The sequence below is a fragment of the Candidatus Methylomirabilota bacterium genome, assembly GCA_036002485.1.
Lineage (GTDB): Bacteria > Methylomirabilota > Methylomirabilia > Rokubacteriales > CSP1-6 > AR37.
Genome location: DASYTI010000149.1, coordinates 1 through 13,302 on the forward strand (window position 1 = coordinate 1; position 13,302 = coordinate 13,302).

General features: G+C 67.4%; 15 protein-coding genes. 5 read left to right on the forward strand and 10 right to left on the reverse strand.

What is annotated here, in order from left to right; genetic code table 11:
* A partial coding sequence (locus tag VGT00_14570) for a protoglobin family protein (protein ID HEV8532642.1) occupies positions 1-425 on the reverse strand: 425 nt, incomplete at its 3' end.
* A 54-nt stretch (positions 426-479) separates the two neighbouring features.
* Here VGT00_14570 and VGT00_14575 point away from each other — a divergent pair.
* The 3 genes from VGT00_14575 to VGT00_14585 are packed head-to-tail and all read left to right on the forward strand — an operon-like array spanning position 480 to position 3,233.
* On the forward strand, positions 480-1,061 hold the full coding sequence (locus VGT00_14575; protein ID HEV8532643.1) for an LppP/LprE family lipoprotein: 582 nt from the start codon (positions 480-482) through the stop codon (positions 1,059-1,061).
* 19 nt (positions 1,062-1,080) lie between these two features.
* On the forward strand, positions 1,081-2,490 hold the full coding sequence (locus VGT00_14580) for an amidase (GenBank protein ID HEV8532644.1): 1,410 nt from the start codon (positions 1,081-1,083) through the stop codon (positions 2,488-2,490).
* Between the two features lie 20 nt (positions 2,491-2,510).
* Positions 2,511-3,233 (forward strand): haloacid dehalogenase type II, encoded by a 723-nt coding sequence (locus VGT00_14585; protein HEV8532645.1) that lies wholly within the window; start codon positions 2,511-2,513, stop codon positions 3,231-3,233.
* Between the two features lie 33 nt (positions 3,234-3,266).
* Here the strand turns inward: VGT00_14585 and VGT00_14590 are convergent, their stop codons facing one another.
* On the reverse strand, positions 3,267-3,965 hold the full coding sequence (locus VGT00_14590; protein HEV8532646.1) for a hypothetical protein: 699 nt from the start codon (positions 3,963-3,965) through the stop codon (positions 3,267-3,269).
* Positions 3,966-4,231: 266 nt separating this feature from the next.
* On the opposite strand from VGT00_14590, the gene VGT00_14595 reads away from it, so the two are divergent.
* Together VGT00_14595 and VGT00_14600 are read left to right on the forward strand one after the other, a co-directional pair.
* On the forward strand, positions 4,232-4,477 hold the full coding sequence (locus tag VGT00_14595) for a hypothetical protein (GenBank protein ID HEV8532647.1): 246 nt from the start codon (positions 4,232-4,234) through the stop codon (positions 4,475-4,477).
* An 18-nt stretch (positions 4,478-4,495) separates the two neighbouring features.
* The gene (locus VGT00_14600; GenBank protein ID HEV8532648.1) at positions 4,496-4,777 is read left to right on the forward strand and encodes a hypothetical protein; all 282 of its coding nucleotides are present in this window, start codon (positions 4,496-4,498) and stop codon (positions 4,775-4,777) included.
* A 120-nt stretch (positions 4,778-4,897) separates the two neighbouring features.
* Here VGT00_14600 and VGT00_14605 read toward each other — a convergent pair whose 3' ends face one another.
* The 8 genes from VGT00_14605 to VGT00_14640 all read right to left on the reverse strand — a co-directional run.
* Positions 4,898-5,830, reverse strand: coding sequence for a TIGR03621 family F420-dependent LLM class oxidoreductase (locus VGT00_14605; protein ID HEV8532649.1), 933 nt, complete (start codon positions 5,828-5,830; stop codon positions 4,898-4,900).
* A 13-nt stretch (positions 5,831-5,843) separates the two neighbouring features.
* Positions 5,844-6,776, reverse strand: a complete 933-nt coding sequence (locus tag VGT00_14610) for an LLM class F420-dependent oxidoreductase (GenBank protein HEV8532650.1) — start codon at positions 6,774-6,776, stop codon at positions 5,844-5,846.
* Entirely contained in the window at positions 6,773-7,798 is a 1,026-nt protein-coding gene (locus VGT00_14615; GenBank protein HEV8532651.1) for a hypothetical protein, read from the reverse strand. The genes VGT00_14610 and VGT00_14615 overlap by 4 nt, the downstream gene beginning before the upstream one ends.
* Before the next feature lie 336 nt (positions 7,799-8,134).
* Complete coding sequence (locus tag VGT00_14620; protein ID HEV8532652.1) at positions 8,135-8,671, reverse strand: DinB family protein; 537 nt, start codon at positions 8,669-8,671, stop codon at positions 8,135-8,137.
* Positions 8,668-9,612 (reverse strand): DNA-formamidopyrimidine glycosylase family protein, encoded by a 945-nt coding sequence (locus tag VGT00_14625; GenBank protein HEV8532653.1) that lies wholly within the window; start codon positions 9,610-9,612, stop codon positions 8,668-8,670. The genes VGT00_14620 and VGT00_14625 overlap by 4 nt, the downstream gene beginning before the upstream one ends.
* Complete coding sequence (locus VGT00_14630) at positions 9,605-9,973, reverse strand: VOC family protein (protein HEV8532654.1); 369 nt, start codon at positions 9,971-9,973, stop codon at positions 9,605-9,607. Before VGT00_14630 ends, VGT00_14625 begins: the two co-directional genes overlap by 8 nt.
* A gap of 185 nt (positions 9,974-10,158) precedes the next feature.
* Positions 10,159-12,624: a leucine--tRNA ligase gene (gene leuS / locus VGT00_14635; GenBank protein HEV8532655.1), complete on the reverse strand. Its 2,466-nt coding sequence runs from the start codon at positions 12,622-12,624 to the stop codon at positions 10,159-10,161.
* Positions 12,625-12,642: 18 nt separating this feature from the next.
* Positions 12,643-13,302 (reverse strand): aromatic ring-hydroxylating dioxygenase subunit alpha (locus VGT00_14640; protein HEV8532656.1); only part of this gene is annotated, 660 nt, incomplete at its 5' end.

Sequence of the window (13,302 nt, forward strand, 5' to 3'; positions counted from 1 at the left end):
ACGCCGGCCAGCGCCGACTGGGTCAGGCTCATGGCGCCGACCATGAATTGCGGCGGGATCTTGCCGCCGGGGCCGTACTCGCGATGGCTGTGAGAGAGGGCGACGCCGAGGAGATAGTAGACGAAGCCCTCGTTGATGGCGACCTCGGCCGTCTCCTTGAGCCAGCGCCCCAGGCTGTGCTTGCGCCGCTCGATGCGCTCGCGATCGGGCTCTCCATCCGTGCCGAGAAAGAACTGCGCTGTGGCGGGGAACTTGAGGAAGTGGTCGTAGAGCGCGGAGGTGAGCGCCGCCTCATGCTTGAGCACGAGCGGCGCGGTGCGGCGGATCAGGGCGATGTCGTCGGCGCCGAGGCCCACGAAGGCCATCTGCTCCCTGACGAAGCGCTCCATGTCCGCGCCTGGATGGACGCGCTCGACCTCGCTCATGGCCTCCGAGCATAGCGCGTTGTGCTCGCCCGTGCGGCCCGGTATGCTCTGCCCGTGCTTGCCGTGATCATGGCCCTCTTGCTCCTGCTTGTCGCACCGGGCGCGGCTGTCGCCGCCCAGACCGCGAGCTGGCTCGATGAGGAGAAGCCGGCGAACTGGAACAAGATGCGAGGCCCCGTGCCCGAGGGCCCCGCGCCGGACGGAGATCCGGCGGATACGCCGCGGTGCAAGGATCAAGTGCGCGCGCCGGACACGTCCATGGACCGCGCGGTGAAAGCGCGCGGCTGGTCGCTGATCGGCCCGGCCACGACTTATGGCCCGACCAGCATCATCGTCGCCAGCACGTCGGTCGACGGCATGTGCCGGCCACGGTTGTACCAGGCGTTCGTCTTCGTGAGGGGCCGCTTTGCTGGCACTCTGTCGCCAGCGCCCATGAATGCCCGCGAGGACGGCGCGGAGAACATGATCCGCGTCGTCTCCGCCTCCGAGCTGACCGTCCAGTACGCTCGCTATGCCGATACTGATCCGCTGTGCTGTCCTTCGCGCCTCACCGTCGTGCGCTTCCGCGTCGAGCAGATGCGCAATGGTCCCATCGTCATCCCCGTGCTGGTCCAGACTCGTCCCAGCAGCCCGTAACCTCTTGCCGGAGGCCTCCATGACCGAAGCGGACCTCTGCTATACGCCGGCGACCAAGCTGGCCGCCCTCATCCGATCGAAGAAGCTCTCTCCCGTCGAGCTGACCCGCACCGTGCTCGAGCGCATCGAGCGGCTCAACCCGCGGCTCAATGCCTTCTGCACCGTCACGGCCGACTCGGCGATGAAGGGCGCGCGCGCGGCCGAGCAGGCGGTGATGAAGAAGCGCAAGCTCGGACCCATCCACGGCATCCCGTTCTCGGTGAAGGACCTGAGCTTCACGGCGGGTGTGAAGACCATGGGGGGCTCGCACATCTTCGCCGACCGCGTGCCCGAGCACGATGCCCCATTCGTGCGGCGGCTCAAAGAGGCGGGCGGCATCCTGATCGGCAAGACCACCACGCCCGAGTTCGGCTGGAAGGCCCTGAGCGGCTGCCCGCTCACCGGCGATACGCACAATCCGTGGAACCTCGGGTTCAACACCGGCGGCTCCAGCGCCGGCGCCGGCGCGGCGGCCGCGGCGGGCCTGGGCCCGCTCCACCAGGGCTCGGATGGCGCGGGCTCCATCCGCGTGCCCTCGTCCTTTTGCGGCATCTTCGGCCACAAGCCGTCTTATGGCCGCATCCCTCAGTGGCCCGTGTCGAACAACGACTACACGACCCACAACGGGCCGATGACGTGGACGGTGGGCGACTCCGCGCTGATGATGGGCATCATGGCGGGCCCCGACGACTGGGACCGCACGAGCCTCGACGGCGCGCCGGCCGATTACCAGGGCAAGCTCAACCGAGGCATCAAGGGCCTGCGCGTGGCGTGGAGCCCCAACCTCGACGGGCTTCGCGTCGATCCCGAGGTGGCCGAGGTGGTGAAGCGCGCCGTCGGCGCGTTCAAGGAGCTTGGCGCCAAGGTCGAAGAGGTGACGCCCGGCTTTGCCGACACGCACGACATGATCCGCACCATGTGGTGCGCGCACTATGCAGGCGCCTGGTCGCCTTATCTTCCCAAGTGGCGCGACAAGATGGACCAGGCCTTCGTGGCCTGCATCGAGGACGGCCTGAAGGTGAGCGTGGTGGACTACATCGACGCGCGCGGCAGGAAGCTCATCCACTGGGACTCGGTGCGGCCGTTCTTCGAGAAGTACGATCTCCTGCTGACGCCGTCGGTGTCCGTTCCCGCCCTTCCCCTCGGGCGCATCAATCCGGAGGGCTGGCCGCAGCATCCGTGGGATTGGCTCGACTGGGCGTCCTTCTCCTATCCTTTCAACTTCACCGGCCAGCCCGCCTGCTCCATGCCGGCGGGCTTCACCAAGGCGGGATTGCCCGTGGGGCTGCAGATCGTGGGCCGCCGCTTCGCCGATCTCACCGTGCTCCAGGCCGCGGCGGCCTTCGAGAAGGCGCGGCCCTGGCAGAAGAAGCGCCCCGCGCTCGACTAACGCGGCCAGGAGACAAGACCATGGCTCACTTCGATCCGGCATCCATCAAGGCATTGACCTTCGACGTCTTCGGCACCGTGGTGGACTGGCGTTCGAGCATCACGCGGGAAGGACAGGAGTTCGGGAACGCGCACGGGATCACCGCCGACTGGGTCGCCTTCGCCGACCGCTGGCGCGGGATGTATCAGCCGGCCATGGACGAGGTGCGGAGCGGGCGACGGCCGTGGGTCAAGCTTGATGTCTTGCATCGCGAGAGCCTCGACAAGCTCGGCGCCGAGTTCGGCTTCAGAGGCGTGTCGGAGGCCGACATGGATCATCTGAATCGCGCCTGGCATCGCCTCAATCCCTGGCCCGACGCCGTGCCCGGGCTGACGCGGCTCAGGAAGAAGTACATTCTCGCCACGCTCTCCAACGGCAACGTCGCGCTCATGGTCAACATGGCCAAGCGGGCTGGGCTGCCGTGGGATACCATCCTGGGCGCCGAGGTGACGCGCCACTACAAGCCACAGCCCGAGTGCTATCTGGGCACTGCGGACATGCTGGGGCTGAAGCCGGAAGAATGCGCGCTGGTCGCCGCGCACAATGGCGATCTTGGCGCGGCGTCGAAGATCGGCTTCAAGACCATCTTCGTGCCACGTCCCGCCGAGCACGGAGCCGGCCAGACCAAGGACATCAAGCCCGAGCGCGAATGGAGCGTGATCGCCCGCGACTTCGTCGACCTCGCGGACCAGCTCGGCTGCTAGGCGCGCTTATCCCAGAACGTCGCCCCACCCTAACTATTCCAGCTCTCGCCTCGCCGCCCTCGTGCCTGCGGCAGCTTGGCGGCGTCTCGGCTCGAACTGCGGCCCTCTCCCTCCTCCAGAGGGAGAGGGATTTCTTTTCATCCCTCTCCCCCCGTGGGGGAGAGGGCAGGGTGAGGAGGGTCGGGCCAATCGGCAGCGAGGGCTCGCAAAGAGGGCGAGGCCGCCGAGGCCCAGGCCGAGCAGGACGAGGCTGGCTGGTTGCGGAATGGCCGCCGGCGGGGTCCCTTCAGCGGTGCCGATGACGACGGTGCCCTGCCAGGAAGCTGTCTGGATGGCGCCATCGATGCGGAGGTTCTCGGTGCCGGGAAATCCGAAACAGCCTCCTCCCGGATTGCCCAGGCACCACCAATGCTGTCCCGAGCCGATGAACGGATTCTGAAATAGCACGAGACCGCCATTCGTGGTGTCGAAGAGAAGCTGGCTGGCCGTCTCGCTGAGCGGGGCGCCCAGGGCGAATCCTACCTCGGAGTTTGCCGCGGTCAGAAGAAACGTGGCGGTGCCGTCGTCCAGCGTCAGCTTCCAGTCCACGAGATTGACGGAGGCCAGCGCCCCTAGCGTACCGTCGGTCGTGATGGTCCCGGTCACGTCCCCCGCGCCAATGGTCTGGTTGACGTTGAAGATGATGCTGGCGGAGCTGATGGCAGGCATGCCCGCGACCAGAGCCAGTGTCATAGCACTTCCCAGCAGAAGTTTTCGCATGGCGATTTCCCCTTGATGATTGGAATGACCATGCTCTCAGGAGCAGAATCCGTACCACTCACATATGCTGTGAAAAGTGTGAAGTTTCCCGGCACTGGGCCTGGGCGGGATTCCCGAGATCGACCAGTTGTTGTTCGAGGAATGGTGGCCACCGAGGCGTCGGCGCCGTCAGTGTGCTGTCCCGATACGTCAACGACCGTCAACCTGGTGACCGCGGCCTTCTGATCCAAGGAGGAAACATGGCGCGCATCGACGGCGTCCGGCCGGAGCAAGTCCAGGACGATTATGTGAAGAACGTGCTGGCCGCCCAGACCAGGACGTGGGGCGCGCCGCTGCTGAACCATCTCGTCTACGCGCGGCGGCCAACTATCTTGCGGGGCGCGCGGGGCATGTGGGCGGGGATCGAGGGCTCGGGGCTGATCGACGGCAAGTTGCAGGCGCTACTCAACCGGCGCGTGGCTGCCCTCAACGGCTGCGAGTTCTGACAGGACATCAATGCTGCCGTGGGCAGCCAGCTCGGCGTGTCGGACGAGAAGATCCTCGCGCTCGCCGACTACGCGACCAGCCCGCTCTACACCGAAGCCGAGCGCGTCGCTCTCGAGTATGCGGACACCATTACGCTCAGCGATCGCGACGTCAGCGACGATCTGTTCGCGCGAGTCCGCCGGTTCTACGACGACGACGCGGTGGTCGAGCTGACCGCCGTCATCGCTTGGGAGAATTCGTCCAGCAAGTTCAACCGCGCGCTCCGCATCCCCTCCCAGGGCCTGTGGAAGAGGAAGTGACGGCGGGACTAGCGAGCAACGCCCACCCTCACCCTGCCCTCTCCCTCCTCCAGAGGGAGAGGGATTCCAAAATCGATCCCTCTCCCCCATTGGGGGAGAGGGCAGGGTGAGGGGGTGGCTCTACTTACCCGCCAGTCGCGCGACGACAGGGGCTATAGTCTCCAGGTATTGCTCGAAGGTGACGAAGTAAGAGAAGCCCCAGCGCTCCCGGCGGGCGTGGAGGGCTTCGACCATCTCGTCCACGGTGCCGATCAGCACGAAGGGAGCCTGGAGGATCTCCTCGACGCTGAGCTGCTTCCAGTTCTTCTGGAGCTCCTCCGCGGCCTGGCGGCGGTGCTCCGTCACCACGACGCGCTGGAACAGCGCGCTCAGCTCGAGCCGGTCGGCCCGCGCCCCGGAAGCCTCGCGCACGAGCCGCACGCGCTCGTCCGTGACCCCCGTCCTCCACGCGGAAAGGTCCAGCTCCGTGCCGCCCCGCGTGAAGGTGATGCCCGTGAAACCCACGATGTCAGCCTCCTTCGCGGCCAGCGTGAGGAGCCGTGGGCCATTGCCTCCGATGACGATGGGCGGATGAGGTCGCTGGACCGGACGCGGATGGATGGTGTGCCCCGTGACTCGATAGTGCTGCCCGGCGAACGCGACCTCCGCCCCCGCGAGCAGGCCCTTGATGATCGTCACCGCCTCGGCGAGCCGCTCGACTCTGACCCTTCCGCGTTCGAAGGGGAGCCCCGCCTGGTCGTGTTCGGACCGAATGTGCCCGGCGCCGAGCCCGAGCTCGAACCGGCCGTCGGTCAGCAGGTCCGCTGTCGCGGCCTCACGCGCCACGAGCACGGGATGGCGGAAGTGGTTGTTGAGCACATTCGTGCCGATTCGGAGGCTCGTCGTCGCGGCCGCGGCGCTGACCGCCGCCGGAATTGGGGCCAGCATGGCGGCGAGGTGATCGGGCACCATGAGCGCGGAGTAGCCAAGGTCCTCGACTCTGCGGGCCTTGTCCTGCCACTCGGCTCGCGATCCCGCATCCCGCGCATTGATCCCGAATCGGAACGGCTTCATCCGAGGCTGGGCGCTACTTTCCGGCGAGTCGGGCCACGATGGGGGCGAGCGCTTCCATCAAGGGATCGAAGGTGACGAAGTAGGAGAGGCCCCAGCGCTCCCGGCGCGCGTGGAGGGTTTCGACCATCTCGTCCACGGTGCCGATCAACGCGTAGGGGCTCTCGAGGATCTCCTCGGCGGTGAGCTGCGTCCAGGTCTTGACCAGCTCCTCGGCGGCCTGGCGCCGATTGTCCGTCACGATGACGCGCTGGATCTGAGCGCTCAGCTCGAGCCGGTCGAAGCGCGCGCCGGCCGCCTCTCGCACGAGCCGCATGCGCTCATCCATGGCGGGCACTCTCCACGCGGACATGTCGTGCTCCGTGCCGCCCCGTGCGAAGGTGATGCCCGTGAAGTTCACGATGTCGGCCTCCTTCGCGGCCAGCGTGAGGAGGCGCGGGCCATTGCCCCCGATCATGATGGGCGGATGGGGCTGCTGGATCGGGAGCGGGTGAATCTTGTGGCCGGTGACTCGATAGTGCTGACCGGCGAAATTGACTTCCGTTCCGCCCAGCAAGCCCTTGATGATCGTCACCGTCTCGGCGAGCCGCTCGACCCTGATGCCCCCTCGATCGAAGCGCAGCCCCGCCTGATCATATTCTGCTCGCACGTACCCGGCGCCCAGCCCCAGCTCGAGCCGGCCATCAGTCAGGAGATCTACCGTCGCCGTCTCACGCGCGAGGAGCACGGGGTGACGGAGGTCGTTGTTGATGACATTCGTGCCGACCCTGAGGGTGCTCGTGGCGGCGGCGGCGCTGAGCAGGGCCGGTATGGGTGCCAGGACGGGCCAGAGATGATCGGGCACCATGAGCGTCGAGTAACCGAGAGCCTCAACCTTGCGCGCCTTGTCCTGCCACTCGGCCCGCGACTTGGCGTCGCGCGCGTTGATCCCGAAGCGGAACGATTTCACTTGGCTCCCAGGCGGTTCTGCACCAGATCCGCGAATGGCCCGGAGATGCGCAAGATCTCGTTGAGCTGGAACGAGCCGCTCCGGGTGACGGCCACGAAGAGATCACCCGCCAGCCCGTTGGCCCGCGTCTCGGCAGTGATCGGCACGAAAGCGAGGCCGCGGGGCGCGTCGCCGTCCGTGAAGCGCGCGAGGTCCATCCGGTTTCCCTCGGGGCTGAGCGCGAAGATCTCGGCCTTCTGACGGTCGGCGGTGAAGATGACGCCGCCCGGGCCCGGGACAAGCCCCTGGGCCATGGGCCCCTCGAGCACGAGGCGAGACTCGCCGCCGGGGCGCACCCGCCAGATCTCGCCGGGACCGGGCTGCCACGGCGCCTCCGCCTTGCCGTCGCTGCCTATCCACAGGTGGTCGGTCTCGTCCACGGCGAGCGCGCGCGGGCGGGTGACGCGGACATAGCTCGGGTCGAGCATCTGCCCGCTGGCGTCGAGCCGCGCCACCACGCCGCGCTCGCGGTCGGCGACGTAGACATGGCCGGCGGCGTCCACGGCCGCCCCCTCCGGCTGGATCAGCGCCGCCGGCAGCCCGTGCTCCGGCGTGCCCCCCGCGAAGAGCTGGGCGCGGCCCTCGGCGAGTCGGTACAGAACGCCCACTCGGCGATCGCGATCGAAGGTGGTGACGAAGAGCTCGCGGCCGCCGCGAGCGCTGGCCACCTGCGCATTGATCAGCGGCGGGCCGTAGAAGTAGCGCGCCTCGGTCGCCGCGGTAACTCGCGCGCCGCCGGGGGGAATGCGGTACATGCGCTGGAGGTAGTCGAACTCGCCGGCGCTGTACCGGCGGCCGCTGCGCGCGAGATAAAGCGCCCCCGTGTGGTCCACGGCGATGGTGGGCGTCGTGGGGATCCCGCGTCCGCCCGTGCCGCCCGTCGTCTCGAACCCGTCGCCCGTCACGTAGACTTTGACGGTGAAGCCGGGCGGCAGCAGGATCTCCGCGAGCGCCGGCGCGGGAGCAAGCAGCGCCGCGGCCATGGCGATTCCAGTCGTGAGGCGTCGTAGCGGCCAATGCGTGGTCACGAGGCGCCAGCTCAAATGGCTCGCGAACATACGCTCCCCCTCGCCCTACTCAGCCCTCGCCTCGTCGCCCGAGGGGGGCGTCTCGGCTCGAACTGCGGCCCTCTCCCCCATTGGGAGAGAGGGATGAGGAGGAGGAGTACAGCGTGACGCGGCCACCCTCATCCCCTCTCCCAATGAGGGGTCAGAAGGAAGAGGGCAGCATGACGAGGATCTTTGCATCCCTCTCCCCCGTCGCGGGGGAGAGGGGAGGGTGAGGGGGCGATGCGAACGACCGTTCATGGCTGGTTCGCGCTAGACCGAGGTGACGGCTCCCGCGCCCACCAGCGTGCGCGCCAGCTCGATCTCGCCGAAGTGGGTCATGCCGTGGGTCAGGCAGACGCTGCCCAGCGCGCGCATGGCGTGCATCTCGCCCAGCGGCTTGACCGTCACGGTGCGGTCGAGGAGCGCGGGATCGTTGCTGACGATGAGGGCGTCGGTGTCGGCGAAGACCTTCTGCATGTACTCCCGGAAGACGTTGATGTCCTTGAGGCGGAGCGCCTGGGCATCGGCCGTCGACATGCCCGTGCCCTGGGCATTGGGCGGCAGCCCGAGCTTCTCCGCATAGCCGCCCTCGATCCACTGGGGCATCTTCTTGTTCTGGAGGATGTAGCGCACCACATTGTCCTCGGTGCGGACGTAGTGCCAGAGGCCCCAGGCAATGGTATTGGCCTTGGGGTTATTGCCGGGGACGGCGTGAAGCTGCTCGGGCGTTATGCCGTCGAGCTGCTTGTCCATGTTCGTGTGAAGCTGCTTGAGCCCGCCCTGGATGAACTCTCCCACTGTGATCATGAGCGCCCCCTCCGTGTAGGCCCGCCTATCTTACTCTGGGGCGCGAGGCCGCGGCGCTCTTCCATCTCCTCGAGCGTCTTGGGCCAGTCGGCCCTCAACAGCCGGGACAGCGCGCGATCGGCCAGGAGCTTGCCGCCCGTCTGGCACCTGGCGCAGTAGTTGGTCTCGTTGTCCGCATGGCGGATACGCTGCACGGGGGCGCCGCACTCGGAGCAGGGCTTGCCGTAGCGGCCGTGGACGGCCATCTGCGGCCGAAAAGCCGTCACGCCCTCGGGGAACTCGCCGCCGGCCTCCTGCCTGAGCCGCTCGATCCATTCGAGGAGCGTGGCGCGCGTCGCCTCGAAGAGCCGCGCGTGCTCCTCGTCGCTCAGGCTTCGCGTTTGCTTCACGGGCGAGAGCCGCGCGCGGTGCAGGATCTCGTCGGAATACGCGTTGCCGATGCCCGAGAGAATGTAGGGATCCGTGAGCGCGCGCTTGATCGTGTGGTTTTCCCGCTCGAGCGCCGCGCGAAAGGTCGCCGCGTCGCTGTCGAGCACCTCGAGCCCTTCGGGCGCCAGCGCCCGGAGCGCCGCCTCGCCCTGCACCAGATGGATGGCCGCGCGCTTCTTCGTCCCCGCCTCGGTCAGCGTGAGCGTCCCCGTCGAGAAGTCGAAGGCGGCCAGGCCGAACTTGCCCGGCACCTTGGCGCCCGCCGACTTCCAGTGCAATCTGCCCGCGATCATCAGATGAATGACGAGGAAGAGATCGCCCTCCAACGCGATCACCACCCGCTTCCCGAGCCGACGAAGGCCCGTGACCGAGCGGCCAAATGCTGCGGAGGTGGGCGGATCGAATGAGCGGAGAACAAATGGGCTGACCAACCTGATTCGCTCCAGGCGCGCGCCCAGGACGCGAGCCTCGAGCGCCTCGAGATAGACGGTGACGTCGGGCAGCTCAGGCATGCTGGCCGGGCATGCCGCCTTTCGAGTTGTCGATCAGCCCCACGATGTTGCCGTCGGGATCGAGCAGCGTGACGAGCCGGCCGGGTGGGATGTCGAAGGGCGGCTCATTGAAGGTGAAGCCCTTGGCCTGAAGCTCCTTGTAGGCCTCGTCCACGATGTCCACGAGGGACCAGCAGCCGCTGCCGCCTCGCCCCGTCCCCGGTTTGCCCGGGGCCAGGATCAGATAGGCGTGCTCGTCAAACGTGAAGTACGGCGCGCCATACGGCGTGGGCTCGATGCCGAGGAGCCGCGCATACCACTGGCTCGAAGCCTGCTGATCGCTCACGAACTGGATGACGGTCTCGATTCGCTCGATGCGCACGGGTGCAGAGCGTATCCCCAAGTCTCGACCTTGACAAGCACGCCCATGGTTGGCGCGAGGGCGTGTCCCCCTCACCCTGCCCTCTCCCCCATTGGGGGAGAGGGCCGCAGTTCGAGCTGAAGAGCGCAGCCCTGAGGCGAGGGTTGAGTAGACCAGGGTGGCGATGTAGTCACGTATGAACCGGGTTAGGCCAGGACGAGGTTGATGAGGCGATCGGGAACGAAGACGATCTTGCTGACCGAGCTGTCGCCAAGGAAGCGGCCGACTCTTTCCTCGGCCACGGCGGCGGCCCGCGCGGTGTCCTGGGACGCGCCGCGCGGCAGGACGATGCGTCCGCGTACCTTGCCGTTGACCTGGACGACCATCTGAACGGTATCGGCGGTGGCCTTGACGGCATCGTAGGCGGGCCAGGTCACGCCGTCGAACAGGCTGCTGGCATGGCCGAGCCGCTGCCACAGCTCCTCGGCAATGTGGGGGGCGATCGGCGCGACGAGCTGCACGAGCGGCTCCACCTCGGCGCGGTTGGCGCGACGGCCACCCTCGCGCACGGCGTTGAGATATTCCATGAGCGCGGCGATGGCGGTGTTGTAGCGGAGCGTCGCGATGGCCTCGGTAACTTTGCGGATGGTGAGGTGGAGGTGTCGCTCGAGCTTGGCGTCAGGCGCAGCCGATCCCAACTCTTCGATGGGCACCACGGTCTCCCACAGGCGATTCAGAAAGCCGTACGGGCCCTGGAGGCCCCGGTCGCGAAAGTCGCCGCCTTCCTGATACGGGCCGAGGAACATCAGGTAGGTGCGAAACGTATCCGCCCCCCATTGCTCGATGTAATGGTCGGGGACGACCACGTTGCCGCGGCTCTTCGACATCTTCGCGCCGTCCTTGATGAGGAGGCCATGCTTTCGGAAGGTGACGTAGGGTTCCTCGAAAGCGAGCAGGCCGGCATCGTGCAGCGCCATGGTGACGAAGCGGCTGTACAGCAAATGCAGCACGGCGTGCTCCTCGCCGCCGATGTACATGTTGACGGGCAGCCACGTGCGCGTGAGCTCGGCATCGAAGGCCACGTCGTCGCGCTTGGCGGAGGGGTATCGCAGAAAGTACCAGGCGCTGTCCAGGAACGTGTCGCTCACATCGGTCTCGCGCCGCCCCTCCTTGCCGCACTGCGGACAGGCCACGCGATACCATTCCTCGACGCGGGCCAGTGGGCTCGTGCCGCTCTCATCGGGCCGGTAGTTCTCGACGTAGGGGAGCACCACGGGAAGATCGCTCTCGGGCACGGGCACGGCGCCGCAGGCCGGGCAGTAGATGATGGGAATGGGCGGGCCCCAGTAACGCTGCCGCGAGATGCACCAGTCGTGCAGGCGATAGTGCACGCGCGGCTGACCCAGTCCGCGGGCGCGAAGCCATTCGGTGATCGCGGACTTGGCCGACTCCGAGTCCATTCCGGAGAACTCGCCGGAGCGGACCAGCACCCCCGGGCCGAGATACGCTTGCTCGATGGGCGCGTCGGGATCAGCGGCTGACTCGGCGACGACGCGGACGATGGGTAGACCGTATTGCGTGGCGAACTCGAAGTCGCGCTCGTCGTGCCCCGGCACGGCCATGACGGCGCCCGTGCCGTACTCCATGAGCACGTAATCCGCGATCCAGACGGGGATGTCCTGTCCCGTGGCCGGGTTCACGCAGTAGCCGCCCGTGAAGACACCCGTCTTGCGCTTGTCCATCTTCTTTCGCGAGACGAGATCCATGGCCGCGGCGGCGGCGCGGTAAGCATCCACTACCGCGCGGCGGGCGTCGCTAGTCAGCTCGCCTACCAGCGGGTGCTCGGGCGCGAGGACCATGAAGGTGGCGCCGAGGACCGTGTCGGGACGCGTGGTGAAGACCGTGATGCGCAGCCGGCGGGCGGGCGCTTCCGGTCCCTGGATGAGGAAGTGGAGCTCGGCGCCGTCGCTCCGGCCGATCCAGTTCTCCTGGGCGCGCTTGGTGCTCTCCGACCAGTCGATGGACGCCAGATTGTCGAGCAGACGCTGCGCGTAGTCCGTGATCTTGAAGAACCACTGCGAGAGGACGCGCTGCTCGACCGGCGTACCGCAGCGCTCGCAGGCGCCGGCGATGATCTGCTCGTTGGCCAGCACGGTCTTGCAGGAGGGACACCAGTTGACGGGGGCCTCGCGCTTCTCAGCCAGTCCGCGCCGGAAGAGCTGGACAAAGATCCACTGCGTCCACTTGTAGTAGCGCGGATCGGTCGTGTCGACGGTGTGGCTCCAGTCGTACATGGCGCCGCTGCGACGGAGCTGGCGGGTGAAGTTGGCGATGTTACGCGGAATGAGCTCCATCGGATGCATGCCGACCTTGAGGGCAAAGTTCTCCGAGTGGATGCCGAAGGCGTCGAACCCGATCGGTTCGAACACGTCGTGGCCCTGCATGCGGCGCCAGCGGCCATAGACGTCGGCCCCCGTGAAAGCGTACATGTTGCCGACGTGCAGGCCCTCGGCGGACGGATAGGGAAACATCATGAGGTTGTAGAAGGGCCGGGGGGCGTCGCGCAGATCCTGGTCGGAGCGGCGATACGTGCCGCGCTCCTCCCAGGTACGCTGCCACTTCTCTTCGATCTCGCCAGGGCGGTACGTGTCGCGGCTGTCGTCCCTGGTCATGAGACAAGTGTGCGGCGTCTAAGCCCCGCGCGCCACCTTGCGACCCGTCTCGCGGAGCAGGCGCTTGTCAGCCTCGGCGTCCTTCTCGGGCGGGATGCGGAGCACCCGGTCCTGACACGCGGTGGCGATGGGCGGGCGGGGCTCGCGCAGGAGCTCCTTCGGATCGCCGCCGACGGCGACGGCGCGGATGCCGTCGCGCACGATCTTGCGCAGCATGAGGACGCCGCGATCCGTCGACGCCAGGTGCTCGAGGGCGTGCACGGCGATCTCGCGTTGGCTCGACTGCGCGTCGTAATCGGCCGGGTGCCGCTGGCGCTCCTCATATGACCGATCGTCTGATTGGCCGAAGCCAGGGCTGCCGATCTGCTCGGGCGTCATCCCCCACGCCGGATCCACCTGGGCCAGCTCCATGTTACACGTGTGCGTGTCGTCGATGGGCACGGCCCAGCGGATCACCACCGGCCGGCTCGCGGCTTTTTCCTGCGTGGCGTCCTCGAACTCGCGGGTGAACTGGTGAACGTTGGGCGCCATGAAGTCCGCCACGCGCACCCAGACCAGATCGCCGAGCCGCCGTGTGGCGATGTAGGTCATCCCGTACGGCGTCTCCTCCCAGTCCAGCTCGGCCAGCGCGCCGAAGGCCTCCGTGAACTGATAGCCGCTCGAGATCGCGTGGAGGAA